General features: G+C 39.9%; 37 protein-coding genes. 36 read left to right on the forward strand and 1 reads right to left on the reverse strand.

Annotated elements, in window-relative coordinates; all coding sequences use genetic code 11:
* The first annotated feature begins 100 nt into the window (after nt 1-100).
* From D6856_RS12805 to D6856_RS12820, 4 genes are all read left to right on the forward strand, one after another.
* Nucleotides 101-1,330 carry a hypothetical protein gene (locus tag D6856_RS12805; protein ID WP_120687222.1) on the forward strand — a complete coding sequence of 410 codons (1,230 nt, stop codon included), beginning with the start codon at nt 101-103 and terminating at the stop codon, nt 1,328-1,330.
* 85 nt (nt 1,331-1,415) lie between these two features.
* Nucleotides 1,416-1,892, forward strand: a complete 477-nt coding sequence (locus D6856_RS12810) for a DUF2975 domain-containing protein (protein ID WP_120687223.1) — start codon at nt 1,416-1,418, stop codon at nt 1,890-1,892.
* 15 nt (nt 1,893-1,907) lie between these two features.
* Nucleotides 1,908-2,132, forward strand: coding sequence for a helix-turn-helix domain-containing protein (locus tag D6856_RS12815; protein ID WP_092244883.1), 225 nt, complete (start codon nt 1,908-1,910; stop codon nt 2,130-2,132).
* Nucleotides 2,122-3,729: a DUF4153 domain-containing protein gene (locus tag D6856_RS12820; protein WP_158588944.1), complete on the forward strand. Its 1,608-nt coding sequence runs from the start codon at nt 2,122-2,124 to the stop codon at nt 3,727-3,729. Before D6856_RS12815 ends, D6856_RS12820 begins: the two co-directional genes overlap by 11 nt.
* 109 nt (nt 3,730-3,838) lie before the next feature.
* On the opposite strand, the gene D6856_RS12825 is transcribed toward D6856_RS12820, so the two are convergent.
* The gene (locus D6856_RS12825; RefSeq protein ID WP_092244889.1) at nt 3,839-4,132 is read right to left on the reverse strand and encodes a hypothetical protein; all 294 of its coding nucleotides are present in this window, start codon (nt 4,130-4,132) and stop codon (nt 3,839-3,841) included.
* Between the two features lie 138 nt (nt 4,133-4,270).
* On the opposite strand from D6856_RS12825, the gene D6856_RS12830 reads away from it, so the two are divergent.
* The 32 genes from D6856_RS12830 (at nt 4,271) to D6856_RS12985 (ending at nt 26,819) form a co-directional block, all read left to right on the forward strand.
* Nucleotides 4,271-4,957, forward strand: a complete 687-nt coding sequence (locus D6856_RS12830) for an HAD family hydrolase (protein ID WP_120687225.1) — start codon at nt 4,271-4,273, stop codon at nt 4,955-4,957.
* Complete coding sequence (locus tag D6856_RS12835; RefSeq protein ID WP_120687226.1) at nt 4,954-5,307, forward strand: hypothetical protein; 354 nt, start codon at nt 4,954-4,956, stop codon at nt 5,305-5,307. Before D6856_RS12830 ends, D6856_RS12835 begins: the two co-directional genes overlap by 4 nt.
* 28 nt (nt 5,308-5,335) lie before the next feature.
* Nucleotides 5,336-6,715 carry an alpha/beta fold hydrolase gene (locus D6856_RS12840; RefSeq protein WP_120687227.1) on the forward strand — a complete coding sequence of 460 codons (1,380 nt, stop codon included), beginning with the start codon at nt 5,336-5,338 and terminating at the stop codon, nt 6,713-6,715.
* The gene (locus tag D6856_RS12845; protein ID WP_158588945.1) at nt 6,693-7,553 is read left to right on the forward strand and encodes a class I SAM-dependent methyltransferase; all 861 of its coding nucleotides are present in this window, start codon (nt 6,693-6,695) and stop codon (nt 7,551-7,553) included. Before D6856_RS12840 ends, D6856_RS12845 begins: the two co-directional genes overlap by 23 nt.
* A gap of 4 nt (nt 7,554-7,557) precedes the next feature.
* Nucleotides 7,558-7,998 carry a GNAT family N-acetyltransferase gene (locus D6856_RS12850; RefSeq protein ID WP_120687293.1) on the forward strand — a complete coding sequence of 147 codons (441 nt, stop codon included), beginning with the start codon at nt 7,558-7,560 and terminating at the stop codon, nt 7,996-7,998.
* A gap of 28 nt (nt 7,999-8,026) precedes the next feature.
* Nucleotides 8,027-8,524, forward strand: coding sequence for a GNAT family N-acetyltransferase (locus D6856_RS12855; RefSeq protein WP_120687229.1), 498 nt, complete (start codon nt 8,027-8,029; stop codon nt 8,522-8,524).
* A gap of 48 nt (nt 8,525-8,572) precedes the next feature.
* The gene (locus D6856_RS12860) at nt 8,573-9,241 is read left to right on the forward strand and encodes a phage head-tail adapter protein (RefSeq protein ID WP_120687230.1); all 669 of its coding nucleotides are present in this window, start codon (nt 8,573-8,575) and stop codon (nt 9,239-9,241) included.
* Between the two features lie 207 nt (nt 9,242-9,448).
* Entirely contained in the window at nt 9,449-9,907 is a 459-nt protein-coding gene (locus D6856_RS12865; protein ID WP_243114092.1) for a hypothetical protein, read from the forward strand.
* Entirely contained in the window at nt 9,871-10,125 is a 255-nt protein-coding gene (locus D6856_RS12870) for a hypothetical protein (protein ID WP_243114093.1), read from the forward strand. Before D6856_RS12865 ends, D6856_RS12870 begins: the two co-directional genes overlap by 37 nt.
* A gap of 323 nt (nt 10,126-10,448) precedes the next feature.
* Nucleotides 10,449-10,760 carry a PadR family transcriptional regulator gene (locus D6856_RS12875; RefSeq protein ID WP_120687232.1) on the forward strand — a complete coding sequence of 104 codons (312 nt, stop codon included), beginning with the start codon at nt 10,449-10,451 and terminating at the stop codon, nt 10,758-10,760.
* 14 nt (nt 10,761-10,774) lie between these two features.
* The gene (locus D6856_RS12880) at nt 10,775-11,416 is read left to right on the forward strand and encodes a DUF2812 domain-containing protein (protein WP_158588946.1); all 642 of its coding nucleotides are present in this window, start codon (nt 10,775-10,777) and stop codon (nt 11,414-11,416) included.
* A gap of 467 nt (nt 11,417-11,883) precedes the next feature.
* Entirely contained in the window at nt 11,884-12,309 is a 426-nt protein-coding gene (locus D6856_RS12885) for a GNAT family N-acetyltransferase (RefSeq protein ID WP_330542036.1), read from the forward strand.
* Nucleotides 12,310-12,509: 200 nt separating this feature from the next.
* Complete coding sequence (locus tag D6856_RS12890; RefSeq protein ID WP_091871822.1) at nt 12,510-12,767, forward strand: hypothetical protein; 258 nt, start codon at nt 12,510-12,512, stop codon at nt 12,765-12,767.
* Between the two features lie 44 nt (nt 12,768-12,811).
* Nucleotides 12,812-13,240: a GNAT family N-acetyltransferase gene (locus tag D6856_RS12895; protein ID WP_120657053.1), complete on the forward strand. Its 429-nt coding sequence runs from the start codon at nt 12,812-12,814 to the stop codon at nt 13,238-13,240.
* Nucleotides 13,241-13,255: 15 nt separating this feature from the next.
* The gene (locus tag D6856_RS12900; RefSeq protein ID WP_120687234.1) at nt 13,256-13,654 is read left to right on the forward strand and encodes a cytidine deaminase; all 399 of its coding nucleotides are present in this window, start codon (nt 13,256-13,258) and stop codon (nt 13,652-13,654) included.
* A 127-nt stretch (nt 13,655-13,781) separates the two neighbouring features.
* A complete protein-coding gene (locus tag D6856_RS12905; RefSeq protein ID WP_120687235.1) occupies nt 13,782-14,441 on the forward strand; it encodes a flavin reductase family protein in 660 nt (219 codons plus the stop codon).
* A 67-nt stretch (nt 14,442-14,508) separates the two neighbouring features.
* Nucleotides 14,509-14,895, forward strand: a complete 387-nt coding sequence (locus D6856_RS12910) for a DUF3795 domain-containing protein (RefSeq protein ID WP_120657743.1) — start codon at nt 14,509-14,511, stop codon at nt 14,893-14,895.
* Nucleotides 14,885-15,496, forward strand: coding sequence for a class I SAM-dependent methyltransferase (locus D6856_RS12915; RefSeq protein ID WP_120687236.1), 612 nt, complete (start codon nt 14,885-14,887; stop codon nt 15,494-15,496). Before D6856_RS12910 ends, D6856_RS12915 begins: the two co-directional genes overlap by 11 nt.
* A 26-nt stretch (nt 15,497-15,522) precedes the next feature.
* The gene (locus D6856_RS12920; RefSeq protein WP_158588947.1) at nt 15,523-15,777 is read left to right on the forward strand and encodes a TIGR04076 family protein; all 255 of its coding nucleotides are present in this window, start codon (nt 15,523-15,525) and stop codon (nt 15,775-15,777) included.
* A 29-nt stretch (nt 15,778-15,806) separates the two neighbouring features.
* On the forward strand, nt 15,807-16,259 hold the full coding sequence (gene tsaA, locus D6856_RS12925) for a tRNA (N6-threonylcarbamoyladenosine(37)-N6)-methyltransferase TrmO (protein ID WP_120687238.1): 453 nt from the start codon (nt 15,807-15,809) through the stop codon (nt 16,257-16,259).
* 37 nt (nt 16,260-16,296) lie between these two features.
* Complete coding sequence (locus D6856_RS12930) at nt 16,297-16,740, forward strand: GNAT family N-acetyltransferase (protein ID WP_120687239.1); 444 nt, start codon at nt 16,297-16,299, stop codon at nt 16,738-16,740.
* A gap of 86 nt (nt 16,741-16,826) precedes the next feature.
* Complete coding sequence (locus D6856_RS12935; protein ID WP_120657734.1) at nt 16,827-17,516, forward strand: Type 1 glutamine amidotransferase-like domain-containing protein; 690 nt, start codon at nt 16,827-16,829, stop codon at nt 17,514-17,516.
* A 57-nt stretch (nt 17,517-17,573) separates the two neighbouring features.
* Nucleotides 17,574-18,446, forward strand: a complete 873-nt coding sequence (locus tag D6856_RS12940; RefSeq protein WP_120687240.1) for a GNAT family N-acetyltransferase — start codon at nt 17,574-17,576, stop codon at nt 18,444-18,446.
* A gap of 72 nt (nt 18,447-18,518) precedes the next feature.
* The gene (locus tag D6856_RS12945; RefSeq protein WP_120687241.1) at nt 18,519-19,196 is read left to right on the forward strand and encodes a zinc dependent phospholipase C family protein; all 678 of its coding nucleotides are present in this window, start codon (nt 18,519-18,521) and stop codon (nt 19,194-19,196) included.
* 515 nt (nt 19,197-19,711) lie between these two features.
* A complete protein-coding gene (locus D6856_RS12950; RefSeq protein WP_120687242.1) occupies nt 19,712-20,704 on the forward strand; it encodes a serine hydrolase domain-containing protein in 993 nt (330 codons plus the stop codon).
* Between the two features lie 74 nt (nt 20,705-20,778).
* Nucleotides 20,779-21,717, forward strand: a complete 939-nt coding sequence (locus D6856_RS12955) for a hypothetical protein (RefSeq protein WP_120687243.1) — start codon at nt 20,779-20,781, stop codon at nt 21,715-21,717.
* A gap of 3 nt (nt 21,718-21,720) precedes the next feature.
* A complete protein-coding gene (locus tag D6856_RS12960; protein ID WP_120687244.1) occupies nt 21,721-22,623 on the forward strand; it encodes a radical SAM protein in 903 nt (300 codons plus the stop codon).
* 9 nt (nt 22,624-22,632) lie between these two features.
* A complete protein-coding gene (locus D6856_RS12965) occupies nt 22,633-23,886 on the forward strand; it encodes a coproporphyrinogen-III oxidase family protein (RefSeq protein WP_120687245.1) in 1,254 nt (417 codons plus the stop codon).
* Between the two features lie 147 nt (nt 23,887-24,033).
* The gene (locus D6856_RS12970; protein WP_120687246.1) at nt 24,034-24,807 is read left to right on the forward strand and encodes a hypothetical protein; all 774 of its coding nucleotides are present in this window, start codon (nt 24,034-24,036) and stop codon (nt 24,805-24,807) included.
* Between the two features lie 102 nt (nt 24,808-24,909).
* A complete protein-coding gene (locus D6856_RS12975; protein WP_120687247.1) occupies nt 24,910-25,290 on the forward strand; it encodes a nuclear transport factor 2 family protein in 381 nt (126 codons plus the stop codon).
* A gap of 129 nt (nt 25,291-25,419) precedes the next feature.
* Nucleotides 25,420-25,893: a hypothetical protein gene (locus tag D6856_RS12980; protein WP_120687248.1), complete on the forward strand. Its 474-nt coding sequence runs from the start codon at nt 25,420-25,422 to the stop codon at nt 25,891-25,893.
* Between the two features lie 50 nt (nt 25,894-25,943).
* Entirely contained in the window at nt 25,944-26,819 is an 876-nt protein-coding gene (locus D6856_RS12985; RefSeq protein ID WP_120687249.1) for a metallophosphoesterase family protein, read from the forward strand.
* The last annotated feature ends 1 nt before the right edge of the window (nt 26,820 follow it).

Below are 26,820 nucleotides of genomic sequence, written 5' to 3' on the forward strand. Positions count from 1 at the left end.
AAAATACTTCTCTAACTACAATATATTGTAGCTCAAATTTTTTTAGATACAAGTATTGACATTAAAAAATTTTCGTAAATTTTCGTTCCGGGGGGAATTCATGCTTGTTATAGTAATTACGATTGTTTTATCTATAATAGGTCTTATTTTATCGCTGGCATTTGTTGGGATAATGCCGTCTTTGATCGCACTGATCCTCAGTATTTATTGTTTAATTCAAAAGAGATCCATAACCCGCGCAAGGGCGCTGGCTATGTCAGTTGTGGGCGTCATTCTGCCTGTTATCATGTATCTTAATTCATACGGTTTTTCACTTCCTTATCCAAGGACCGACGGTCTTTCCGTTGTCGGAGGGATTATCTACGACAACTATTCAAACATGGGCTTTGATATGGAGTGGATGAAGAAGAGCGGCAATGCTTCCGGCCTTGAGGTTGTCGGTGAGGAGTTATCAAGCATCGCGGCAACTGAGGATTCGGGCGATGAGATGTACTACGTAAGCGACGGCGTACCGACATCTCAGCTTGGATACAAGGAAAAAGATTCTTCTGAAAAAAGCGCCGGAATGGCGGACGGAGCCGCGGACGATAAAACCGGACAGGGACTTGGACCCGCTCAGGGCAGTTCCGGTGGTGATTCTATCGATAACGCTCAGTACAATACCGATATTTTTGAAAAGCTCGAGGATGCGACGGAAGATTATGAGGAAAAGCCGATAAGTGATAAGATAGGCGCTTCCGACGATGATATGCCCTCCTACGGAGGACTTCCCGTGGGGACTCTTATAATAGCGCAGTATTTCAGAGAAGACGTACATAACTGCAATCCCGTACTCGTTCTTCAGAATAAGACCGGAAAGAAGTGCAGATATGAGGCGCGTTTCATAGCAAGAGACGAGGACGGAGAGCAGCTTGCCGAATCGGACAGATGCGTTGAAGTCGTTGATAATGACGGGAAGTTTGTGCTTGAAGGGCGATTTGACAAGAATGAACTGGGCGACAATATTCCTGCGATGTACGAGTTCTCTGTTACCAAGAGAGAGCCGTATGAGAAGAACATGGCAGACGATGTAGTTGTATATGCCAAGGAAAACGGAAACTCTGTTGTGCTTGCGGCCGAGAATCTAAGTGATAAAAAGGTAAAGGTAGATGCCTTCGTACTCTTTTTTGACAAGGAAGAACTTGTTGACTGCATCTGGCTGATCCCGCACAACGAGGGAGATGTCTGCATCATGCCCGGAAGCGTCGCAAGCATAAGCGGCGATGCTTATTACAGATTTGATAGGATAGAAACATACTACACAGCGTATGAGGCTGTTGGAGAACAATAAATATTTATCGCAAATCAATAAAAATATATTGCAAAACAAAAATGGGTGTGCTATAAAGAAGATATACAAGTACTTGGAGGAAAACATGGATAACAGATTGAATTATTTCGTTAAAGCCATTTTGGATTTTTGCTTTTACGTTGGACTTGTGATCGAGGTCTCAGTTCCGTTCACGCTTAAGTATGCGATCATAAAATCGAGAGAGCTTATGGGCGAGAGCATGGGACAGTACCCGATTAACGAATATTACTGGTACGCCGTTGCTTCGATCATGATGGCAGGAGTCGCAGCACTTCTGATACTCTTTGAGCTTCGTAAGATGATGAAGACGGTAATCGAGGATAACTGCTTCGTTGAAGCCAACGTAAAGAGCCTTTATCGTATGGGAACCTACGCTTTTATAATTACCGGTGTTAAGCTGCTTAGATGCTTTGCTTATTTCACACCGGGAGCGGTGATCATCGCCGGCGTATTCTTTTTTGCCGGACTGTTCAGTAAAGTTCTGGCCAGGGTTTTTGACAGGGCCGTGAGTTACAAGCAGGAAAACGATCTGACCATTTAAGAAGTAGGAGAAGTTATGATAGTTATAAATTTAGATGTAATGATGGCTAAGCGGAAGATGGGACTGACCGAGCTTGCGGGCAAGGTCGGGATAACACTTGCCAATCTGTCTATCCTTAAAAACAACAAAGCCAAAGCCGTAAGGCTCGAGACACTCGATGCGATATGCAAGGCTTTGGACTGTCAACCCGGGGACATCCTCGAATACGTTGACGGTGAGGAGGAAGAAAATGGAAGTTAATAACAATCAGATGCCACAGTACAATAATCAGATGCCGCAGTATAACAACATTCAAGGTAATCCGATGCCACAGGGAGTGCCTGTGATGCAGGGAGTACCGGTTAGACCTGCAGCGACGATAACGACTGTAAGAGTTGGCAATTCTGAGAATTTCAAGAAATACAGTTTGCTTGCGCTCATATTCGGTATAGTTTACTCATTTTGTTTGTATCACAATCATGCGAGTATCACACATCCGATCTTTATGGTTGCGGCGCTTGTCATTCTTAAGCTTATGAGGGCAAAAGAGGGATTGTCACTGATCGCGGATTGCAACGGTAAGAAGGGTCTCGGAATCTTTTACGTGGTTTCGCTGGTACTCCTTTCAATTCACAGATGCCTTACAACGAGCTGGGCGCTTGAGTTTTTGGAGAGGACTGCGATAGTTCTTTTGTTTATGAGCTTTATAGTGTATCTCTATGTGGATACGACGGGCTTTGACATCGGCGCATGGTTTGCGGGAATCTTTGTAACTCTTATCAAACCTCTGGAGCATATTGCAAGACCTGTCAGGGATCACAGAGCATATAAGAAAGCAATCGGGAAAGAAGGCAGTGCCGATAAAAATAAGATGATCGTAGCGATAATCATCGGAATCGGTGTAGCACTGGCTTTACTTGTTGTGATCTTGCCGCTTCTTGCTTCTGCTGACGCCGTATTCGAGAATCTTTTGTCGAATATAAAATTGGATATCGATGACAATGTTGTTTATGCGATCAAGATGGTGCTTACTGCGATCGTCTTTTTCTGGGCCGCATATACGATCATCACTTCGCTTGCCGCAAAAGAGTTGAAGGTGAAAGCGATGGGAGAAGGCACGACAGATCCCGTTATCGCGATTACTTTTACAAGCATCATCGGCGCGGTTTACATTCTTTTCTGTGCGATCCAGTTTATTTACCTTTTCAGCGGAAACGTGGCTCTTCCTAAAAACTATACTTACGCTGAGTACGCGCACGAAGGATTTTACCAGCTTTTGGCGGTATGTATTTTAAATGTCATCATGGTTTCGGTCTGTCAGGCATTTTTTAAAGAGTCCAAGGTTTTGAAAGCTCTTTTGACAGTGATAGCAGTTTGTACGTATATCATGATCGCATCGTCTGCGATGAGAATGATCTTGTATGTCGGTGCTTATCATCTGACATTCCTTAGATTATTTGTGCTTTGGTTCCTTGCGGTGCTGTGCTTCTGGCTGGCATTTTTGATCGCGAGCCTGTACATCAAGAGGTTCCCGGTGTTCAGAGCATGCATGGTTGCGATCACGATCGCATTTATTGCGTTTACTTACAGTAATCCGGATTACAGGATCGCTGAGTACGACCTTGTTGCGGCGGGGGATGACATTGATGAGTATAAGTCGGTAAAGGACTACATAACCAATAATCTTTCATATGATGCGGTTCCTGCGATTGCGGGAAATGAAGAGCTTGTCGATGCTTACGAGAGGGCTCATTCCGATAGGCATTATATGGATGAGGATAAATATACGGGCTTTAGAAAGTTTAATGTATCATATTACATTGCACATCAGACGCTTAAGTTCTATAAAGCGGGATAAAAGAAATTGAGTAATAAAAAACGGCTTTGGGAGCAGGATTATCTGTTCTCAAGGCCGTTTTTGGCTATATATGTCTGAATTGATATAAGCTTAAGTTGGTTCTATGGGATTACTCAGATGTTTTTGCGGGTGTAACCACCATATTGATAGATTCCATCGCAACTTCATAGATTGTTGCTAGCTCTTTGGAACCCTCATCATCTCTTTCCGCAAGCTTCTTGTACTGTGTTGTGAAGTACGCCTTGGCTTGCTCTATGGAAGCACGGGAGATCACATGTCCGTTACAGTACATCGTTCCCGTTTCTGTATTATATGTACCGGAAGAAACTCTGTTCTTCTGGGCATCGCCAACTCCCATTGATTTGGCAAGTGAATATATCAGATCCTCACGTCCGTCTGTCATTGCTTCCTCCTTATTTGCGTTTTTTATATTATATCGCAAGAATTACATCGGATTCAAGCCCGATATTATGGGCTTTTTAGGTGGTTTGCGAGCGGGTATTTTGCTATAATAAATTATTGTTATTTCAGGGAGGAGAAAATGATCAAAGCAGTCATTTTTGATATGTTTGAGACACTTGTCTCGTTGTTTGAAGGAAGTACTTATTTTAGTGAAGATATAGCGGCGGATCTTGGAGTTGAGCATGATCCGTTTAGGAAGGCGTGGCATGAGACGGAAGAGGCCAGGACGCTTGGTAAAGTGACGATAGAAGAAGGTATCGGGGAAGCGCTCAAAGCGATGGGGATATATTCAGAAAAGAATGTTGCGATGGTAGCAGACGGAAGAAAAGCTACGCTTGAAGATACCTTTCGTGTGATCCCGAAAGAGTCTTTGGATTTACTTCATGCTTTGAGAGCGAAGGGAATCCTGACAGGACTTATCAGCAATTGCTATTCCGATGAAGCGAGGATGATCAAGAATTGTTCATTATATCCTTTGTTAGATGCGGCGATGCTTTCATATGAGCAGGGGGTTGCTAAGCCTGAGCCGGAGATTTATCTTAGGGCAGCCGCCGAACTGGGCGTTAAGCCGGAGGAATGCTTATATGTCGGGGACGGCGGCTCACGAGAACTCTTTACCGCCAAAGAGATCGGGATGCATCCCGTGCAGGCGCTTTGGTACAGACACATGATGTTTGAGCCGCATGTTCCAAGCCCTGTATTTGATGAATTCCCGCACGCGGAGAGTAGGAAAGATATTGAGGAAATGTTGGAGGAGACGGTATGAACGGATTACGGAAGGTTTTAAGAGTGGTTGATGTTGTTGTATTTGTCTGCGCTACGCTGGCGATAGCGGGCGTCTTCTGCGAAGGAATGGCAAAAAAGTGGTATGACTTTGTCGGAGTTTTTGTCTTTTGCTCAGACTATTCGTTTCTTCTTGCCACTGTTCTTCATGTCATTGCTGACAGAAAAGAAAAAATTGCATTCGTTCATTATTTTTCACTTACAATTCTGATAGTCGGACTTATCATGAAGGTTGCCGGAATACCATATCACCCGCTGGTGCTTACAATCTGGTTCCAGTACATCTGGTTCTTGTACGGAATCATTCTTGCAAGGAGATACTTAGTTAGGTAAGAAGATATCTATGTAAGGAGAATTAACAGTGAATTCGAATAATTTTTCTTTCAGAAAAGTAAAAAAAGATCCTGCAGATATCAGCGCCGTAGTCGGAATATATAATTCAAACAAGGATTTTTTGATTCATCATTTGGGAAAAGAGAAGGTGACATCAAGCTTTATTTCTTACGAGCTTCAAGAAATGGAAGAGCATGGATTCAGCTCGAATCTGATAATTGAAGCAGGAAGTCCGATCGGCGTGATCGACTATATGCTTCAAGATGACGGATATGTCTATCTTTCCATGTTGATGCTTGCTTCATCGGTTCAGAAAAGCGGAAAAGGAAAGGCAATTTATAAGTGCTTCGAAGAAAAGATGATTGCTTCCGGAGCTAAGACGATCCGGATAGATGTAGTTGATGATCACGAACCAAATGTAATCCCTTTTTGGGAAAAACAGGGATTTTCGTCAAAGCGTAGAGATGTATTGACGTGGGGAGACAAGACTTCAAGCGTTGCTGTGATGGAAAAGAAAATGAGTCACATTTCTGAGGCAAAGATTTCCGATCATGAGAGAGGTGCTACTTTTGAAAATGACGGTTTATTTATAAAAGAGCAATCATTACAGACAGAAAAGGGTAGTGTCATCTACTGGAAATCAGATAATTGGAAAAAAGACGCAGATACAATCTTTTTTCTGCACGGGCTTACAGCCGACCATACCATGTTTGACCGGCAAACGCCTTATTTTGAAAAAGAATACAATGTTATAGTTTGGGATGCTCCGGGGCACGCGCAATCCAGACCGTTTAAGGATTTTGACTACGCGGATGTGGCCGAGTACATTAATTCCATTTTGGATGAATGCGATGTTAAAAGAGTCTTCTTGGCAGGTCAGTCGCTTGGAGGTATGCATGCGCAAGCATTTATAAAAAGATATCCCGATCGTGCAAAGGGGCTTATATCGATTGACAGCACGCCTTACGGATTTGATTATTATTCCAAATTTGATATTTGGATACTTAAACAAGTTGAGTGGATGTTTAACCTTTATCCGCTAAGAGCAATGAAAAAGGCTATGTCAAAGCAGGTGTCGGTTACTCAGGAAGCATATGACAATATGATGGAGTCTCTTTTACCTTATGGAAAAAAAGAGATATGTCATCTTGTAGGGATGTCGTATGCAGGTTTTCTTGAAGATAATTGTAATCTTGAAATCCCATGTCCGGTTTTTTTGATCTTGGGTGAAAAAGATAAAACAGGTAAAGTTATGCAGTACAACAAAGCATGGGCGGAAAAGACCGGATATCCGCTTAAGATTGTCAAGGATGCCGCGCACAATGTGAACGTGGACAGACCTGATGAAGTTAATGCATATATTCGTGAGTTTATGGAGGGAGTTAATGCATCGCAACTTTCTGTTTGACCTTGATCAGACGCTGCTTGATTTTCGTGCTTCTGAATACAAGGCACTTGAGATTCTTAATGGTAATGAGCTTTTGTTTTATAACGAATATGAGAGCTTTTACAAAATGACAGGGAACTCCAAGGCTTTTGAAAACTTTTGCAGGGAAGCTTTCGGACAGGATTTTTCGCAGGACGGATTTAGCGATATAAATCAGATAAATAGGATTCTTAAATACATTCCCAAGGGAGATGATGTCCATATTCTCGACGTCGGATGCGGCAACGGAAAGATGCTTGGGTATTTGCAGGATAAGACCGGGGCGTATATTCATGGATTTGATTATTCCGAAAGTGCGATCGATACCGCGAAGAAACTTTTTCAAACCAAAGCGGATTTCAAACAAGGAAAGATCGGGGAGACAGACTATCCCGCGGAGCAATTCGACTTGGTTGTTTCCATGGATTCGATGTATTTTGCACCTGATATGGAAAAGTTTGTTTTGCAAATAATGAGGTGGCTTAAAAAAGACGGCGTGCTTTTTGTGGGGTATCAGGAGGGCGATGTGATGCCCAAGACGGATAACGAGAAGACCACGGTCTTGGCTAGGGCATTGGATAATTGCGGGATCCAATATGAGGTTGAAGATATAACTTCAGAAACCTATGAACTACTCAAAAAGAAAAGAGGTGCCGCGCTTTTGTATCAAAAGGATTTTGAAAAAGAGGGTAATAAGGACTGGCTCGATCTTCTTTTGCTTCAAACAGATTGCGTCACGGAAGGCTATGATTCTTTTGCGCAGAAGATGGCAAGGTACATATATGTTGTGAGGAAGAATGAACTCGGAAGACGGGGTTAATGGTATGGAATTCAGAAGATTGAACATTTTGGATTTGAAGTCTTTGCTGGAATTATATCGGCAACTTGATAAAGATGATGAACAGGGTTTGTTTGAGCAAAGCGAAAGAGTCTGGCGGGAAATAGAAGATGATCCCAACATTCAATACTTTGGTGCTATTGAAAATGGCAAGGTTGTATCGACTTGTTATGCCGTCTATATACCGAATCTGACTCGTGGCAACAGAGGTATCTGCTTCATCGAGAACGTGGTCACGGATAAGCAGTATCGGAATTGTGGCTTGGCGTCAAAGGTTATAGATATGGCGGTTTCATTTGCTAAAGATCGTCATTGCTATAAAGTAATACTGCAAAGTGGAGCGGCCCGGACTGAAGCACATCGGTTTTATGAGCATGTAGGCTTTGACGGAGAATCGAAAAAAGCGTTTGATATGCGGCTGGAGTGATGGATTCCGGTTTACGAGGAAAAGAAAAATGAAAATAAGAGCATTTAATCTCGACAAAGATTTTGACGTGATCAAGACATGGATCACAGATGAAAGAACACATATGATGTGGTGCGCCAATCTGATCCCGTATCCCATCGAAAAAGAAACACTTAGGAGTATTCTGTCAGAAATAGCAGAAAGATTTGGAGACAGTCCTTTCGCTGCGGTAGATGAAGAAGGGCGTGTTGTTGGATTTTATTGCTACTCACTTAATCACGAGACGCATGAAGGGATGTTTAAGTTTGTTATGGTGGATGCATCTGTTCGTGGTCAAGGAATCGGAAAAGAAATGATCAGGCTAGCCGTTCACAATGCCTTTTCTGATCCGGAGGCTGTGGCTGTACAACTTAATGTCTTTCCGGAGAATGCAAGAGCTAAGAGATGCTATGAGGGTGCCGGCTTTACAGAAAGGCAGATTACTCCTAACGCATTCAAGTATAAAGATGAGTCTTGGGGTAGATGTAATATGATTATAAAACGTTAAATCGGAGTTTGTAGAGCGATTAAATTTCGGTTTTACGGAGTTATCAGTATGAATAAAGAATGGTCTGAACTGAACAAAACAATGCAGCAACAACTCAAAAAGAAGGATTCATATGAAGATGGAATTTCTACTCTTGGTTTGCTACGTGAATATCTTTTTGAGACTATACAGTCATTTAAAGATGAACTGGAAAGAGAAGATTTTGATGCCATGCCGTTTATAAACGCGGATGGTTATCACAGTAAAAATATTGCTTACTCACTCTGGCATGTATTTAGGATAGAGGATATTGTCGCACATTCGGTTATATGCGGCGATGATGAAGTGTTTTTCGCTAAGGGTTATCAGAAGAGAATGAAATCTCCGATAATCACGACCGGTAATGAACTTATCAGGGAACAGATATCAGATTTTACACGCGAATTAGATATTGATGCTTTATATTCATATATTGAAGATGTGAAAAAGAGTACGGAAAAGATTCTTAAAGAATTGCCTTATGACAGCATGAAACTGAAGATATCTGATGAGCGCAGAAAGCATTTGGTATCTCTTAATGTCGTAAGCAGTGCTGAGAGTGCGATATGGCTTATTGATTACTGGTGTGGAAAGGATATCCGCGGATTGATACAAATGCCTTTCTCTAGACACTGGATCATGCATATCGAGGCGTGCCTTCGTATCAGAAAAAAGTTAATTGGCAGATCAGTTAATTAGATTTTTTAGCAATAGCAAGTAATATCGGAAGATAATCGCACAAATTCAGGTTTGTCGAGATGATGATCGTACATTATCTCGCAATATTGCGGGATAAATAACGAATGCAGAGAGGATTTAAGGACTGTGTATTTATATCACTATTATGATAAACGTTCAGGTCCGTTTAGAAGCTTGACAGCACTTCCTAAGGAAGAGGCATGTTCTGTGCTCGAAAGAATAAAAAAGGAACGACCGTATTCTTTTGCTTCGCACAGGGATATGGACTATATAGTTAAGCGTTGCAACTGCGAAGCTATTGTACGGGAAAAGGCAAAAGAAAAGGGTATTATCATGGATATTGCTTCTCCGCATTATATGGTCGTTGAAGCATGTCCATGGCTAAATACATGGTTTGAAGAACCTGGAGAAATAGCTATTTCGATAAAAGATTTCGATACAGCAAAGGTATCATTTACATACGGTGATTCTATGCCGACATTCAGCCCCAGAGTAAATGATGGTAAAGAGTATAGAAAAAAAGTATATACTTACGAAGAAATTTTAGCGGTTGTTGAGAAGTATGGTATACCTCAAGAGTGGAATGCTAATGGAGAAAAAGGGCCTGAGAGATACATAGAAGCGCAGGTATGGACAAACAGTCCGATAGAAAGTTATCTCAGATAACACCTGAAAAGTTCCTCTTTGTTGATTCACTTATGGCGTTTACTGCATTTGATGTTTATGGCGCAAAGAAAGTGTCTTTAGGTGTTTTTGAGAATAATGAATCAGCGTATTACTGCTATAAAGTAGCGGGATTCAAAGATGTCATTCTTGATGAGATAGAGACTTATGAGGTTCTGGGCGAAGAATGGAAATGCACGGAAATGGCCATAGAACGTTAACTCGGAAGATTATTTTTCTCAACGAAATAATTCTTGGTTTAAGTTTTGTATCGAACGTAGTTTCTTGATGTATTTTAAACTTAAGATAGGATTTTTAAGAAAAGAAAGAGTGGTGGAAACCCAGCATTCATGGCGGTTTGCGGTCATAAAAATGATCGTGAACCGCTTTTGTATTGCTGTGGATCAGAAGATGATGTGAGTGATATTTTGATGATAAATATATATAGTTGACATATACAGTCTAACTATATATAATCAAACTATACAGTTGAACTGTATAGTTCAAAAAATGCAATATGCTGACCATAAATGGAGATTTATCAATGAATAGAAGTAAGTTTTTACCGCTTACGGAAACCACATACCTTATATTGATTGCTCTTATAGAGCCGGGTCATGGCTACCATATCATGCAGAAGGTTGAGGAACTGAGCAACGGAAATGTAAGGATTGCAGCAGGTACTATGTATGGTGCTATTGAAAATCTGATGAAACTCAAATGGATCAAGGCAGTCCCAAGCAATGATGCGCGTAGGAAGGTATATCAGATAACGGATGCAGGACTGGATATTTTGAATGAAGAATCCAATCGTCTAAGGAGCATGGTTTCAATTGCTGATGAGTATTTACATTAAACATGGAGGCCCATATGAAGAAGGATATAATAACCAGACACAAATTATTTGTTACTGATATTGAGAAGGAACAGGCATTTATTGATAGCTACAGAGAAAAAGGGTACAAACTGGTAGGATTAAGCCCATTTACATACAAGTACGTTTTCAAAAAGTGTGACGATGCTTTTATTCCTCATGTCAGAATAGATTATAGAATTTTCAATAAAATAGAAGAATATCAGGATTATGTTACTTTCTTTGGAGATGCAGGATGGAAGCATATCAGGGGATCAAAATACAGCGGTGTTCAATATTTTGAGCAGACAAATGCAGATATCACAGAGGAACTGTTTTCGGATAAGCAATCGTATGCCGAGTTATACAGGAGAATATACCGATTTTCAATGTATAATATAGTTGTTTGGGTGTGCTTATTTGTGGCTACTATAAACTCATACGACATCAGACTATTACTTAGACCCAAGGAACTATTTCTAACTCCCGGCTTATGGGATAGTTCCGGCATCAAATTTGTATTCGGATTTTTATTTGAATTGCCATTTGTTATTTTGAGAAATGGAGGTCCGTTTATTGCGCTCATATTCCTGATAGTATTTATCGTTTGTACTATAAAAGCAAAGATAAAAGAAAAAAAATATATGCAGAAGGTTTAAAACAAGGAACACTGATCCCGCTTACAACCAGGAGTGATGCCGGAGAGCTTGGCAAAGCAGTTTCCACGAAAGTATTGTATTTATAATCTTTTGTTCCGCTTACCAAATAATTCTTGGTTTGGGTTTTACTTCGAACAGGTTTTCTTGATGCATTTTTAATCTGAAGATGGGATTTTTAAGAGAAGAAAAAGTGGTGGAAGACCAGTATACATCGCGGTTTGCGGTCATGAAAATGATCGTGAACCGCTTTTGTATTGCTACGGATCGGAAGATGATGTGAGTGTCAGTTTCCATGAAACAAAGATATTATCTAGAAATGGATTTATTGAAGAGAGAACAGCCAGTATTTATAGTGGTTTGCAACCATGAAAGTGATTGTAAGCCGCTTATTTATTGGATATAATCATTAGTAATTATTTTGTAGAAGATAAATCGGAGTTTGTGAGATGGATATGAGTATACGTTTAATGACAATTGATGATTATAAAAAAGTGTATAAGTTGTGGATGTCCTGTGCAGGAATGGGTTTAAATAATCTTGATGATTCAATAGAAGGCATAGAAAAATTCCTCAAAAGGAATCCTGATACTTGTTTTGTTGCAGAAGTAGATAACAATATTGTTGGTGTGATTATTGTTGGAAATGACGGTAGGAGAGGATATATTTATCATACAGCAGTAAATCCACAATATAGAAAGCAAGGCATCGCAAAGAGTCTTGTAGATACGGCTATGGAAGCATTACAGAAACATGGAATCAATAAGGCAGCGTTGGTTGTTTTCGATAGAAACGAAGTTGGAAATGACTTTTGGGAGAAAATGGGCTTTATCGTCCGCGATGATTTAGTATATCGAAACAAAGCTCTTGCTGAAATCATCAGAATAGACACATAAATTCAAGTTTGACTAGGGGGAGTTTTTTGATGTAAGTTGCTATCAGCCGCATACAGTAGTCCTGAGCTTTCTACCGTACACAACAGGTAAACAGCAAAATGATATAGTACATTAAAATGTGGGATACCTGAGAGATACGATCGGAATTTGATAAAACAATTATCTTCCAGTTTAATGCACAGCCGGGGGGACATAAAATAGTGGATGAAGAAAAAAGGTTTAAGCATAAACTAAATATGTTAGAGCCAGGGTCGAGGATGCTTAAATGGATCGGCATCCTAATCGTTATTGGTTTGTTATTATATTTCTTTCGGTTCAGAATGGCAGCTATTTGTGTATGGGCGGTATCGGGAATTGTTTTTGCTGTTCTTCTGGTTTTGCTCGCTATAGAATCCCATCAGGACAAGGTATTGAATGAAATCGCTATAGAAGAAAACAAGAAAAATGGAGAAATATAAATTACAGGATAATCCGCTATACACAGATAGGGAGGTTATTAGGAATGCAATATAGGTTTTATAAAGAAGCCGATATAGAGGAATTGGCAAGAGCAATGTCTGAGGCATATTCAGAAGAACCATGGAATGAAAAGTGGAGCGCAGAGAGGGCTGTTCAAAGAGTACAAGCTATATTAGGTAATTATCAGTCTATCGGTTTGGTTGCGGAAGAGGAAGACGCAATAATAGGAGGGCTTCTTGGGTATGTAGATCCGTATGCGGATGAGGATTTCTTTTACGTATCAGAACTCTTTGTTGTTCCCCAATACAAAAAACATGGTATTGGAAGAGGTTTACTAAAAGAACTCGAAAATGAATTAAAGAAAAAGGGGATTTCTGTAGTGCAGTTAATGTCTATAGAACCAAATGAAGTATTCTATGGGAAATGCGGATTGAGTAAGGATGACGTATCGGTTTTATTCAAACGAGTATAGAAATGGGAGGCCAATATGACTTTCTATGAAATAGACAAAGAAGACGAAGAATTGATAAAGATTGCTTTATCGAAATTGGAAAGCAATTTTGATGATAAAAAGTACAATTATACGGTGGGAACTGCTATCAGGTGTAAAAACGGTAATGTCTATTCGGGTGTGAACTGTGATGGGATACATGGCTCATGTGCGGAATATATCACTATGGGAATAGCTATCTCTGCGGGAGAACGGGAATTTGACACCATTGTTGCGGTTCATAAGGATTTTCCAAATAAAGTCATAGCACCATGCGGAAATTGCAGACAAATGCTGATAGAGTATTGTCCGGATATTAAGGTTATTCTTAATGATTATGAGAATAAGCTGGTAAAGGTGGGAATAAAAGATTTACTTCCATTTGCATGTTTGTAGAGGAATTATATCGTAATATAAATGACAAAGATAAAATTTCAGTTTTATAGACGATGACAAATCGAAGGTTGTCGAGATAATTGAAGTCGATTCTTATGTTGATTTTAGTACGGAGGGATGGAAAAAGATGAAATACCAATACAAAGAAATGCCGGAATCTATGAAGGGGACATACGGAGAATTTGCAAAAAACTTCGGCTTTGATTGGAAAGAGTTTATTATGGGAATCCCGACGCCGATGTTCCTTGTCACAACATATAAATCTAACGGACAGCCCAATGCTACGATGCAGTCATGGGCAGGGTTTACGAGTGCGGATCATGGATGCGGGTATTACGTGATTCTATGCAGCGTGAATAAGTGTGGACATCTTTACCAAAGCCTAAATGAAAAGAAGGCAGCAGTGCTGAATTTCATGTCTTCTGATTTATACAAAGCCTGCATGAAGACGATACAGAATAATCAGCTCGAGGCAGATGAGATAACTTCATCAGGGCTTACTGTGGAGAAAGCTTCATGGATAGAAGCGCCGATGGTCGCTGAATGTTTCATGAACCTTGAGTGCAAGTATTTGTGGGAGAAAGAAATCGTACCGGGTGATGATCATGTTATGATTTGCCTTGAAGTTGTAGGCGGGCATATAGAGAAGGATTATATAGAGGATATGTTCGGAGACAAAGGGATTCTTTACAATGTCCATTATCCTATAAATCCGGAAAATGTGAAAGAAAAAGGCTGCGATTATGTAGCTGCACTTAGGAAAGTAAATCAATCCTACGAATATTGATCATCTACAAGGCAGCGCAATGCTAAAGCAGTGACAAATTCAAATTTGATCATTATTGGAGGTTATTATGAAAAGGGAATTAGGTATAGCACGATGTGGTTTGGCTTGTTGTTTATGTAGTGAAAATGATCATTGTAGTGGATGCGACACCGGCGAGTGTCCGGACAAAGCTTGGTGTGAGAACAGAAAATGTTCTATGGATCTTAATCTGGGACATTGCTATGAATGCGATAAGGATTGTAAAAAAGGTCTTTTGTCTAAAATTAAACCATATGGTTTTTCTTTATTCATCAAGAGGTTCGGAGAAAAAGAGTTACTGGACTGTCTTGAGAGAAATGAGAAAGCAGGAGTGATTTATCATAGGGAAGGAATTAACGGTGACTATGATGATTTTGATGATGTTGAAGAACTAATACAATTTATAAAGACCGGAAGAGGTAGACATGTTAGATAATAAAGGATTTGATCTATGGGCAGATGGATATGATAAATCTGTAGGGATATCAGATGAGGATAATACTTATCCGTTTGCTGGATACAAAAAGATTCTGGGAAGTATATATAAGACAATAATGGAAAAACCGAATGCGGAAGTTCTTGATATAGGCTTTGGAACAGCCACGCTGGCAACAAAATTGTATGAGAATGGATGCGTTATTTATGGCCAGGATTTTTCGGCAAGAATGATCGAGCTGGCTTCTGAGAAGATGCCGGATGCTCATCTTTATCAGGGCGATTTCACACAAGGATTGGTAGAACCGCTTAAACAAAAGTCTTATGATTTCATTGTTGCAACTTATTCTATTCACCACTTAACGGATGAGCAAAAGGTTCTTTTTATAAAAGAACTACTTGATCATCTGAAGGATGGTGGCAAGATCCTAATAGGGGATGTGGCTTTTGAGAGCCGTAGTGAATTGAATGAGTGTAAAGAAAAATGCGGCGATAAATGGGATACTGATGAAATATATTGTGTTGTTGATGAATTAAGATCAGAATTTCCTGGTCTAAGCTTTGAGAAAATGACATATTGCTCCGGGATCCTAAAGGTCTAAAGAGTAATTTGAGGAGGATGCAGGCTATGGATTATACAGATAACAAAGTAAAAGTTACAGTTGTTGAAAGTCATTGCCCTAAATACAAACCCGGCGATATCATTCGATTTATAGGTAGTGAGCTTGATAAGGATAACAGTGATAGGGTTTGCATGGTGGCTATGCAGGCAATATATCCTTTTATCTATGCTTTCAGAAGAGGCGGAAATCTAAAGAGCGGTCCATATCAATGCACGGATTGCGGTGAGACTGTTGTGTTTAATATTGAGATAGAGGAATGATTTATTGATCGACATTGGAGGTAGACGAGATGAAAATTGAAATGAAACCTATTGGCTACGTTAGAAATGAAGTAAAGGACAGAAAAGATGTTTCATGGGGAGAAGATACTTCTTCAATCGTTTTGGAAAAGCAGTATTATTCCGGATTAAAAGGGCTTGAAGATTTTTCGCATGTGATCATACTTTATCATCTTGATAAAGCAAAATTTGAAAAGGATAAGCACCTCCAAAGAAGACCGCAGAACAGAGAAGATATGCCGTTAGTCGGTATTTTTTCTCAGCGCGGAAAAGATAGACCTAACCGTATCGGAATGACTTCCGTCAAAGTGGTATCTGTTTCGGAAGATAAGCTTGTTGTAAAAGGGCTCGACGCCGTAGATGGCACTCCGGTTTTGGATATAAAGCCGTACTATCCTGTATATGATAAGAAAGATGCGTCGGTTCCCGAGTGGGTAGATCGATTGATGGAACACTATTTCTAATGCATGAATTTTTATTTGTAGGGGATTTTGAGAAAATATGGAAATATCGGTTATGACATATGGTCATCCGCTTTGGGAAAATACAATTTCCTTTGCGGAGAATTGCTCATGGAAGGCAGGACCGTATCTTGCCAAAAAGATGCGTAACAAAGAATTCTCGGAAACAGAGCGCGTGTTTGTTGCCAGTGAGGGAGATGAAATCATCGGATATTGTACTTTTGCTAATAAAGACGAATTGCCGGATGATGCCCAATATACACCATTTATCGGATTTGTTTTTGTTGATGAAAAAAGCAGAGGAAAGAGAGTTTCTGAACGAATGATTAATGTCGCCTCAGATTATGCCAGATCCATTGGTTATGAAAAGATTTATATCATGAGCGGAGAACAAGGCTTATACGAGAAATACGGTTTCGTAAAGATAGGTGATTTCAAAACCGTATATGGTACTGAGGATCAGTTGTTTCAAAAAACGTTATGATAGCCTTTTATCTCGTAATATAAATGACAAAGATAAAATTCCAGTTTTATAGACGATGACAAATCGGAGTTTATGGAGATGTATATATGAGCAAAATTCTATTTTTAACAAGCAGCCCTTTCACAGGACGGGGACTTCCTTTTAACACGGAAAACGAATTTGTCAGCCGAATGCAGAAGGCCATTCATAAGTATAATAAGGGGCTTTTTATAACTGCATCACCGGATGATTATGATGAAACAGATGGTTTTTCATTTGGAATAAAATACACGGCAGAGATTTCAGGAATGGAGTTTGAGTCTTATACAGTTTTAGATAGACGAAATCAAAACGATGCTGCGAAGTTGGTAAAGAGTAGCAATTTTATTATCTTGGGAGGAGGCCATGTTCCAACACAAAATCGATTCTTTAGCGAGATAAGGTTAAAGGAACTCCTGGAGGATTTTGATGGCGTGATTTTCGGAATTAGTGCCGGAAGCATGAATAGTGCGGAAGAAGTTTATGCGCAGCCGGAGCTGGATGGTGAATCATTAGATCCTGATTATAAGCGGTTTATTACGGGATTAGGACTTACAAAAACCAAGCTCATTCCGCATTATCAAGATATAAAAGACAGATTCTTAGATGGTAAAAGACTTTTTGAAGATATTACATATCCGGATAGCATGGGTCATACTTTCATTGCAATCCCTGACGGAAGTTATTTATATTCTGAAGATGGTAAGGAAGAATTAATGGGAGAGCATTTTGTCATTAGCGATGGTGGTATTGTATGACATGCGCAAATTCAAGTTTGTAGAGGGATTATATTGCAGTTTATATGAGGATTGAAAATGGAGTACAAGATTAGAAGGGCAGTTCCTGCAGATGAACAGAGAATACGGGAATTGTTTATAGAGATGCTTAATGCAATTTATCATACACAAGATGTTAAAGGATATGAGACAGGGTATCTGGACAAATATTGGACACAAGGAGAGGATACCGTATATGTGGCTGAAGATAATGATGTTGTCGCTTATTTGGCAGTAGAAGTTCATCGGGAGGGTGAAAAGGAATATGTTTACCTTGATGACTTGTCTGTTGCAGAAAAGTATCGTAGCCAAGGTATCGGAAGTGCCTTAATACATGAAGCAGAGACATACGCACAGGAAATTGGTATACAGCACATACTTTTCCATGTTGAAAAATCTAATACTGATGCATTCCGATTATATGAAAGGCTTGGCTATAAAGTTTTTCGTGAAGAGGGCAACAGATATATGATGAAAAAAGATGAGATTCATATTGCAGAGGAGCGCATTACAGCAGAAGAATATGTTGATTTTTTGAAGAGAACAGATCTTGGTTCACAATATCCAAAGGAGCGTTTTGAAGATCGGATTAGGAAGCTGGTTAAGAATGTTTCCATCAGTCTGATAGCACGTAATGATGAAGGCCTGATAGTGGGAGCTTTGTTTGGGCTTACGGATTTCTGCTATTGGCTTTACGTGACAGACCTTGGGGTGGACAGGAATTATGAGAAGCAAGGTATAGCAAGCAGACTTATGAAGACTGCACATGAAATTGCCGGTGGCGAGAAGGATATTGCCGTATATCTGATCGCAAATGAAGATGCGGTAGGTTTTTATGAGAAGATCGGTATGAAAAAGGCTGACGATGTAATGCAATACAACCATATAGAGTGGACGGAATGGACAGTGTGAGTCGTAGGTAGAATTATATTCCAGTTTTATTGACGATGACAAATATAACAATAAGGAAAAGGAAATGACAAGATGGCCGGACAGATGGTGCATATGGAAGTTGCGTATAGACTTGCTGAACGCATGGGGATTGATGAGGGCAAGGCTGAATTTATTCTTGGATCCGTCGCACCGGATTCAGTATATTTTTCAGAATTTTATTTGGAGAAAAAGGTACATTCGCATTTTTTCGAGAATTGCGGCCCGTGGGGAGATACGCAAGATTATGATCAATGGATTGTTAATATAAAATCTTTTTGGAACAAGTACGTGAAAAATGAAATGAATTCCAAGAAAAAGTCGTATTTATTGGGAATGTGCGTGCACAATCTCACAGACTATTGGAACGACCTTATGATCTGGCGAGTACTTCAGAAGAATATGTTGAAATCCATGAGTTATGAAGTTTTCAAGGAGGAGTATTATCCGGAAGCTCAGGCGTTAAACAAATGGATGTTTCAAAACAGCCCAAACACTGCAGAGATTTTTAGATTGCTTGGCGAAGCGGAAACGATAGATTTTGAAGATTATGTAACTGCCGATAATCAGAATACAATGAGAGAACATCTTGTAGGTAACCAGTATAACATTCAGGGAAAGATTGATGTTTCCGGTCACAAGTATTTTCCTTCTGAGATGCTGATGAATTTTATCGATGTAGCTTTAGACAGGATTGTAAGTCAGTTGGAAGAATTTGAATGCTACGCCTAAGTCATGGCTTATTGTAAATTGCAGTTTTATAGACTAATCCTTTGAGTGGATTAGCCCGCTAGAATAGGCAGATATACTGCCATTATATAGGCTTTGCCCAAAGTGGCAGTGCTTTTTTGAGCTAAGATACTGCTACTATTTTAAAATGATGAATAGTGGCAGTTGATTTTTAGCTACGGATTCTGCCTCTATCAAGAAAGTGAAGATAGTAGCAGTATACTTGACTTTAAATAGACTGCTACTATTAGATAAAACAGGATAGTGGCAGAAGAGCAGTCTCCATTTAAACTGCCACTTTCAGGAAATATGCAAAAGTAGCAGAGAAGAACCTCAAAGTTGAACTGCTACTATGGCAAGAATAAGCATAGTGGCAGGACAAAAGCCAACAGCAAGTTAATCAGAAGTTAATCGCATAAAGTTTTATGATGAATTTAAGATTTTTCTTGAAAATAATTTTTAATTACATTAGCCTTTTCTTAGGACGTCCGAATCTTACCTAAGAGGAGGCTATTTTAATGAAAAAGGAACAACTTCACAAGTACATTGAAAACAGTACAGGCAATGAGTCAAACATCTGTCAGATTTATGCGCTTAAGGGTGATAAGCTTGTCTATGACGACTGTTGGCATGGATTTAAGACCGGCGATGCGATGAATGTCAATTCCGTGACCAAAGGTGTTATGGGGCTACTTGCCGGAATTGCTCTGGATAAGGGCTACATCTGGAATCTTGATCAGAAGGTGATGGAGTTTTTTCCTGATTACTCTGTAAAACGTGGTGAGAAGACTATATATGATGTTACTATCAGACATCTCCTTACTATGACAGCTCCATATAAAGGTAGGTCAGAACCATGGAAGAAGGTGTGTACTTCACAGAGTTTTACATATGCGATCCTTGATTATCTTGGAGGACGTAATGGGATCACAGGTGAGTTCAGATATGCAACGCTTGGTATTCAGATTTTAGCAGGAATAATCGAGAAAGCTACCGGTGAGAAATGCATAGATTTTGCCAACAAAAATCTCTTTGCGCCACTGGGACTCCCGGAGCGGATTCCACACGGTGACAGTTCCAAAGAAGATCAGTTTGATTTCTTCATGAATAAGAATCCAAGGAAATACGAGTGGTACACTGATCCTCAGGGCTGTGTTACCGCCGGCTGGGGGCTATGCATGTCGGCAAGAGATATGGCTGTGATTGGAGAGGTGGTGCTGAACGGTGGCTTGTATAATGGGAAAAGAATCATCTCAGAAGAATACTTGAAAGATATGCTGGCACCGCACATTAAGCTTGGTGAGCGGTTTGGTTTCATGAACTATGGCTACTTATGGTACAAGCCATACGACGATAAAGAGGTTTATGCTGCGATTGGTGACAGCGGTAATATCATCTATGTAAATAAAGAGGAAAATGTATCGGTTGGAATGACAGGTACATTTAAGCCGAGAATCTTTGACCGAGTGGAATTCATTGAGCAAAAAGTATTGCTTGCGATGAATGAGTGAATGGCGATTATAAAAGATGATTTGTTGATGGCACATATTTATTCTTAGCCCCGGTTTGTAATGGAGAATACAAAATGATTGAACTTGAAAAAGAGCACTTGGAAAAATTGAATCAGTGGCGTCAAGCTGCTTTAGAAAAGGCATGCGGGGATATTCGTGAGTATCACAGACTTTTAATAAATATTTGGCATGTGGGTTATTATCCGGATAAAGAAGTGTTGTTGGATAAATTGAAAGCTGCGACTAAGGAAAAAGATTATGCGCTGATGCAGCAAATTTTTTTCACATACAATAAAAGGGAGTTATCTTGGCAGCTTTCAAGTGGTTATGATCACTGTTATTTGGTGTACAGGGTAATTCCATATCTATGCTGCGCAGATTATGATGAGATATACAGGGCATTCCCTAAGGACCTTAGATTGTCTGATAATGGGCTTTCTATGTTTGTGAACGCGACAGCTCTTTTGCAATGTATTATGTATAAGGGCAAGTATGACGAACAAAAGGTTATTGCTAAAGCGGAGAAGTATGTGGCATCTAAACAACCAATATGGTATAGAGCCTATGTGGCTTGCTTTTTAGCAATTCTAAAGGAAGATGCCGAAATGCTTTCAGAAAAGCTGCAGGTCTTATGTGATTACCACTCTCGCCAGGATATATTAGGATTTATGAAGCTTCATTGTCAGTATGCCTATGGCATTCTTGTATTTGCAAAGCATAATTTGACAGAGGAGTGTTTTAAAAAGATTAAACTACCTAAGCATAAGACTTTTGATCCCGGATATATGGAGTGGGTATTTGTAGGACAGTTTGTGAGAAAAAGTATCTATGATTACAAAGCTCCGTTTGAGGTATTTAATCTCGTGTATGAGATGCCACTTCCAACGACTGTTTTGTATCAACCGTACTTAAATAACGATCGTGCACAAGTCAGTCCGCAGGCAAAGAAGTCTTATCATATGGATTGGGAAACGATGGATGCACAGGTTTTAGATTATGTTATGGGGAAGTAATTAATGAAGATAACATCTTTTTTACCGTTGTTGTGGTTTGGGGTTAAGACGGTAGTATTTAAGAAAAAAGACCCGATTCTTGGGACGGTCATAATTACCGATAAATGCAATTTGAGCTGCAAGCACTGCTCAGTCAACAATATAACCGGAGTTATGCATCCGTATATTCAGATAAAAGACGAAATGCAGCAGCTATATGACCTTGGCGTTAGGATTCTCTTTTTCTGCGGCGGTGAAACGTTTATATGGAGAGATGGAGATAAGACGATAAAAGATCTGGTGCATGAAGCGAAGAATATGGGATTTCTAATAGTTAATGTCGTTACCAACGGTACTTTCCCGATAGATCTTCCGGAAGCCGATCTCATTCTTTTAAGTCTTGATGGAGACAAAGAGCGCCATAATGCAGTTCGCGGAGATACCTATGATGTGATCATGGAGAATATAAGCAACGCTACATCAGATAATATCTGCTTTTATATGGCGGTTAATCAGATAAACAAGGATGCTATCCGGGATGTTTGCTACGCGGCGAGAGATGCAAGGAACGTTCGAGCAGTTTCTTTTAACTTCCACACGCCGTATCCGGATACGAGAGAGCTTGCCCTGTCAAAAGAAGAAAAGGCTAAATGCTGCGAAGTGATCGGCCAAATGATGGATGAAAAAGTTCCGGTATTTAATCTAAAGAGTGCCTTTCCGTATTTGATAAACAACAGCTTTCCAACACCGTGTCATCAGTGCCTGGTTATTGAAAACGGCAAGATTTCCGTATGCGGGCGATGTATCGATGTACCCGGGCTCTGTGATGAATGTGGTTACTTTTTTGTCGCGGAATATACGCTTTTGTTTAGAGGCAATCTGAGATTGATATTTGAAATGTTTAGAACGTATCTTAAGTACGTATAGGTTTTTGTTATGAGTTTTTTGACTGATCTTACCAGAATGTGGTTTACGAGAAGCTTCAGACCGTTTGTCTTTACAAACAGATATGATAACGAGCTTGATTACGCTGATTGCGATCGGCTCGGGCTATATGTCCATATACCTTTTTGCAGGTCAATCTGTAATTTTTGTCCGTATTGTAAAGAGATTTATGATCCTGACAAGATGGATCGATACATCGATTCGTTGTTAAAAGAGATCCATCAGGTTGGGAGTAATATTAAAGGGAAAAAGACTGTCACAAGTCTTTATTTTGGCGGAGGAACGCCGGCACTTGCGGCTGACAGGATAGGAGAGATAATAGATGCGCTTAGCGAGCACTTTGAGATAACCGACGGGATTGGGCTAGAACTACATCCCGACAATGTTAAACCGGAAATACTTTTAAAGTTAAAAGATGCCGGAGTGACAAGGATAAGCATTGGAGTTCAGTCTTTTCTTGATAAGTACGTGGGTGTGCTGGGGCGCGCAAAAGTAGATGTTGATGCAATGAAAAAAGCGCTTTCCGAAATATCTTTTGACACGGTATCAGTGGATCTTATCTTTGCACTGCCTTATCAGAATATTGAAGATCTTAAAGCCGATATAGAGATGGCGTTTGAGACAGGAGCCAATCATGTAGCGGTCTATCCGTTTATAGATTTTACGTTTACATCAAGTCCAATTAAGGCAATGGCTAAGCGAAAAAAACGACAACTGATGGATCAAATGACTGATTATTTTGAGAAAAAAGGATGCTACAGAAGTTCTGTCTGGACGTTTTCATCTTCGGAAGAAGCCAAGTATTCATCTATGACAAGGGATAATTTTCTTGGTTTTGGTTGCTCGGCTACGACTCTTTTACCGGATCAATTTAAGGTTAATACGTTCTCTGTAGATGAGTATTGCAGACGCGTAAATAGTGATAAATTGCCGACTTCGCTGACCATAGATTTTAAAAAGAGACAGAGAATGGTCTACTATCTTTTCTGGACGGCGTACAGCACAAGGGTGAAAATCAGGGCTTTTGAAGATTTCTTCGGAGTTCCGCTTAAGAAAATGTATGGATTTGAAATCTTTCTGGCAAAGCTTTTCGGATATATCACTGAGACGGACGGAGAGCTGATCCTGACTTCAAAAGGCGCTTTTTATTTTCATTATTATGAGAATTACTATACTCTTTCCTACATCGATAAGATGTGGGGACTTATGAGAAAAGAGGCCTTCCCTGAGAGAATGGTACTATGATGGAACTTGATGACGTGGCGGTTCATTTTCGAAATGCGCTATAAACATTTTAAAGAAAATTGCCGATATAAAAGATAGCAATGGAAATGCGTGTCTTTTCAATGGATTGACCATCCTTGAAAGGGCACTTTTTTTATGGAGGCGAGTATGGGAATAGCAGCGATAGCAAATGATCATTGGGAACAATCTTATAAATCTGCAGTAGGAAAAGAGAGTGTCCCCGGCGTAGACAAGACAGAGAGCTTTGGGCAGACACTGCAGGCTGAAACCGAAAAGAAATGTCCGTATAGCTTTTTGGCGAAGGATGGCGTCATACAGTATAACGGGGTTACTTTTGTCTGCGATTATAATCAGAACGCCATAACTTTGGGGAATATGTATGAAAAGGATAAAGTCCTTAGGATAGCGCTTCCAAGCGGCGGAAGCCTTCATGTCAACATAGACAAGATTGATGATTTGGCAAGAGCGGCGGACATGTTTACACCGGAGGATCTAAATGCCATAATGCGAGCTATCCATGAATATAATCATTGCACGAGGAAACGCCTGGAGATAGAAGAGGAAAAAGTCGAAGAGCCGGCGGAAGCGGCCGCGGAATCGGAAACTCCCGATGTTGAAAAAGATATTGAGGAAGACGAAAACTCGCTTGTTTCACAGATAAACGCATTCAGAACCGAGCTGTACTACAAACTTATCAATAATGAGACTGAGATCAAGATTCGGATAGGCAGCCAAGAAATGAGCCTTAAGGAATGGGATAAGCTCATGGACAGAGTGGACAAAGAGCTTGAAAACATCCACGAAGCTCTTCTTGAAAAAGAGGAAAAGCAGGCGGAAAAAGAAAAGGAAGAAAAGATCAGAAAACTGTTTGAAGAAAGAAATAATGCAGAAGAACGGGTTAATGCTTATTTGGATGCTTAACTTGGAATCTTTTATGCAGATAGCCATTTTCGCAAGGTGAATTGTGCGAAAGTGGCTATCTTTGTTATATAATATAGCCACAGACATAAGAGAGGACCCGGTATGAACATTCTAGATTATTGGCAAGCTATAATTACACAAAATGAGGAAAAACTCAAAACTTTTTTTACCGAGGACGCAGTCATTCGCTGGCTTTGTACGAATGAGCAGTTTACGGCCTCTGAGTACATTACTGCAAATTGTAAATATCCGGGCAACTGGATCGGTGAGATTGAGAGAGTAGAGGAAAACGGCTCAAAAACGGTTATCGCAGGTGCGGTTCAATCAACGGACGGATCTATAAAATGTCATGTTGTGAGCTTTATCAAATTAAAAGATGATAAAGTCTGCGAGATGGATGAATACTGGGCGGACGACGGAAAAGCGCCACAGTGGCGAAAAGAGCTTGGGCTGGGAAGACCGATAAAAGGGGAGAATATATGAAACACATAATGAAGAGAACGTTATAATCGTTTCTCATGGTGATTTTCTTAGCATTTGGAATGACATGTCGTATATGTTGTAAGGAAAGATGAAAGACGTGAATAAATCAAAGTTGTTGGTGAAAGACAGATGATGAATTGTATAGAGATGATGGATGCTTTTAACAGCATTCAAGGCTGGAAAGTAGTAACCGGTTTTTCTGTCGGTGGATTTGAATGGTTAGCTTTTTCGAAAAAGGATTCGTCAAAGATGCTTATCATATCGAGTCAGAAAATAACTGAGATTGATTGTTCGACCGGTATGTTGGAAGAGTGTGACGCCGATTATGATGAGGAAGCGTTGATTGCTTACTCTGATTCATTACCGGATGAGGAATTATCATTGGCCGGTCTGTATGGCGGACAGTTGAGGCAAGAGACAGAATCCGCACGTGTTGAGGTTATAACTTCAGAGAATCATATTACTAAGGCTTTCTTTTATTCAGAAGGTAAGCAGACGTTAATATTTGATAATTATGGCTTTTACACATGCGGTTTTAGTTACGATGGAAATTACTTTGTGTTGGCAGATGATGGTGGCATTTATATTTTGAAACGCGTATAGATGAATAATAGAAGAGTATTTAGAAACGAAGCTTTTTTTGGAGGGAGTTCATGAATATAGCAGTATTATCAGACATCCATGGAAATCATGTTGCTCTTAGAACGTGTTTGGATTATCTAAAAGATAAGGATATAGATTCATATTTTTTTCTTGGAGATTACACTGGCGAATTCCCGGGAATAGAGCAGACTATGAAGATGCTGTATGACCTGAGGGAAAAGAAACAGTGTCTTTTTATAAGAGGTAATAAAGAAAATTATCAGATAGATGAACTGGGTAAAGAATATCCCGAGTGGGATGATTATCCAAGTACGATAGGAACACTGAGATATGCAAATAAGCATCTAAAAAAAGAAGATGTGGAGTTTTTTAATAGTCTTCCGATTACACTGACAGTGCAGACGGAAGGGCTTCCTGATATAGTTATCTGTCATGGTTCGCCTAGAAAAGTGAACGAGAAGTTTGCGATAAATCCGCAAAGTTTGAATGAGGTCGTCTCAGAGACAAAGGCAGATTATATAATATGCGGACATACGCATAAAGAGATGGAAACGATGTGCGGGACAACGCATGTCTGGAATCCCGGATCGGTAGGCGTTTCTATCGATGAACCATATAGTTATAAATTTATGATCCTTCATGGTTGTGACGGTGAGTGGAAACCGGAGTTTATATCATTGGAAGCAGATACAGAGCGCTTGGTATCTGAACTGAAAGAATCCGGGTTATTTGAGATCGCACCTTATTGGACTCGTTTTACCGAACTCATGATTACAGGGAAAAACGGCAAACATACGCATGGTAGTATGCTTAATCGCGCTATGGATATTTGCTTGAGAAAAAACGGGGAATGCAATTGGCCTATGGTACCGGAAGAGTGTTACGCAGAGGCGTTTGCCGAAATTGAGAATTCAGGTTTGTATTGAT

The sequence above is a fragment of the Butyrivibrio sp. XB500-5 genome, from assembly GCF_003625505.1.
GTDB lineage: Bacteria > Bacillota > Clostridia > Lachnospirales > Lachnospiraceae > Butyrivibrio.

Bases quoted from the DNA above. Each gene is read 5' to 3' on its own strand.
- D6856_RS12805 (WP_120687222.1), top strand. From the start codon at position 101: ATGCTTGTTATAGTAATTACGATTGTTTTATCTATAATAGGTCTTATT.
- D6856_RS12810 (WP_120687223.1), top strand. From the start codon at position 1,416: ATGGATAACAGATTGAATTATTTCGTTAAAGCCATTTTGGATTTTTGC.
- D6856_RS12815 (WP_092244883.1), top strand. From the start codon at position 1,908: ATGATAGTTATAAATTTAGATGTAATGATGGCTAAGCGGAAGATGGGA.
- D6856_RS12820 (WP_158588944.1), top strand. From the start codon at position 2,122: ATGGAAGTTAATAACAATCAGATGCCACAGTACAATAATCAGATGCCG.
- D6856_RS12825 (WP_092244889.1), bottom strand. From the start codon at position 4,132: ATGACAGACGGACGTGAGGATCTGATATATTCACTTGCCAAATCAATG.
- D6856_RS12830 (WP_120687225.1), top strand. From the start codon at position 4,271: ATGATCAAAGCAGTCATTTTTGATATGTTTGAGACACTTGTCTCGTTG.
- D6856_RS12835 (WP_120687226.1), top strand. From the start codon at position 4,954: ATGAACGGATTACGGAAGGTTTTAAGAGTGGTTGATGTTGTTGTATTT.
- D6856_RS12845 (WP_158588945.1), top strand. From the start codon at position 6,693: ATGCATCGCAACTTTCTGTTTGACCTTGATCAGACGCTGCTTGATTTT.
- D6856_RS12850 (WP_120687293.1), top strand. From the start codon at position 7,558: ATGGAATTCAGAAGATTGAACATTTTGGATTTGAAGTCTTTGCTGGAA.
- D6856_RS12855 (WP_120687229.1), top strand. From the start codon at position 8,027: ATGAAAATAAGAGCATTTAATCTCGACAAAGATTTTGACGTGATCAAG.
- D6856_RS12860 (WP_120687230.1), top strand. From the start codon at position 8,573: ATGAATAAAGAATGGTCTGAACTGAACAAAACAATGCAGCAACAACTC.
- D6856_RS12870 (WP_243114093.1), top strand. From the start codon at position 9,871: ATGGACAAACAGTCCGATAGAAAGTTATCTCAGATAACACCTGAAAAG.
- D6856_RS12875 (WP_120687232.1), top strand. From the start codon at position 10,449: ATGAATAGAAGTAAGTTTTTACCGCTTACGGAAACCACATACCTTATA.
- D6856_RS12880 (WP_158588946.1), top strand. From the start codon at position 10,775: ATGAAGAAGGATATAATAACCAGACACAAATTATTTGTTACTGATATT.
- D6856_RS12885 (WP_330542036.1), top strand. From the start codon at position 11,884: ATGACAATTGATGATTATAAAAAAGTGTATAAGTTGTGGATGTCCTGT.
- D6856_RS12895 (WP_120657053.1), top strand. From the start codon at position 12,812: ATGCAATATAGGTTTTATAAAGAAGCCGATATAGAGGAATTGGCAAGA.
- D6856_RS12900 (WP_120687234.1), top strand. From the start codon at position 13,256: ATGACTTTCTATGAAATAGACAAAGAAGACGAAGAATTGATAAAGATT.
- D6856_RS12905 (WP_120687235.1), top strand. From the start codon at position 13,782: ATGAAATACCAATACAAAGAAATGCCGGAATCTATGAAGGGGACATAC.
- D6856_RS12910 (WP_120657743.1), top strand. From the start codon at position 14,509: ATGAAAAGGGAATTAGGTATAGCACGATGTGGTTTGGCTTGTTGTTTA.
- D6856_RS12915 (WP_120687236.1), top strand. From the start codon at position 14,885: ATGTTAGATAATAAAGGATTTGATCTATGGGCAGATGGATATGATAAA.
- D6856_RS12920 (WP_158588947.1), top strand. From the start codon at position 15,523: ATGGATTATACAGATAACAAAGTAAAAGTTACAGTTGTTGAAAGTCAT.
- tsaA (WP_120687238.1), top strand. From the start codon at position 15,807: ATGAAAATTGAAATGAAACCTATTGGCTACGTTAGAAATGAAGTAAAG.
- D6856_RS12930 (WP_120687239.1), top strand. From the start codon at position 16,297: ATGGAAATATCGGTTATGACATATGGTCATCCGCTTTGGGAAAATACA.
- D6856_RS12935 (WP_120657734.1), top strand. From the start codon at position 16,827: ATGAGCAAAATTCTATTTTTAACAAGCAGCCCTTTCACAGGACGGGGA.
- D6856_RS12940 (WP_120687240.1), top strand. From the start codon at position 17,574: ATGGAGTACAAGATTAGAAGGGCAGTTCCTGCAGATGAACAGAGAATA.
- D6856_RS12945 (WP_120687241.1), top strand. From the start codon at position 18,519: ATGGCCGGACAGATGGTGCATATGGAAGTTGCGTATAGACTTGCTGAA.
- D6856_RS12950 (WP_120687242.1), top strand. From the start codon at position 19,712: ATGAAAAAGGAACAACTTCACAAGTACATTGAAAACAGTACAGGCAAT.
- D6856_RS12955 (WP_120687243.1), top strand. From the start codon at position 20,779: ATGATTGAACTTGAAAAAGAGCACTTGGAAAAATTGAATCAGTGGCGT.
- D6856_RS12960 (WP_120687244.1), top strand. From the start codon at position 21,721: ATGAAGATAACATCTTTTTTACCGTTGTTGTGGTTTGGGGTTAAGACG.
- D6856_RS12965 (WP_120687245.1), top strand. From the start codon at position 22,633: ATGAGTTTTTTGACTGATCTTACCAGAATGTGGTTTACGAGAAGCTTC.
- D6856_RS12970 (WP_120687246.1), top strand. From the start codon at position 24,034: ATGGGAATAGCAGCGATAGCAAATGATCATTGGGAACAATCTTATAAA.
- D6856_RS12975 (WP_120687247.1), top strand. From the start codon at position 24,910: ATGAACATTCTAGATTATTGGCAAGCTATAATTACACAAAATGAGGAA.
- D6856_RS12980 (WP_120687248.1), top strand. From the start codon at position 25,420: ATGATGAATTGTATAGAGATGATGGATGCTTTTAACAGCATTCAAGGC.
- D6856_RS12985 (WP_120687249.1), top strand. From the start codon at position 25,944: ATGAATATAGCAGTATTATCAGACATCCATGGAAATCATGTTGCTCTT.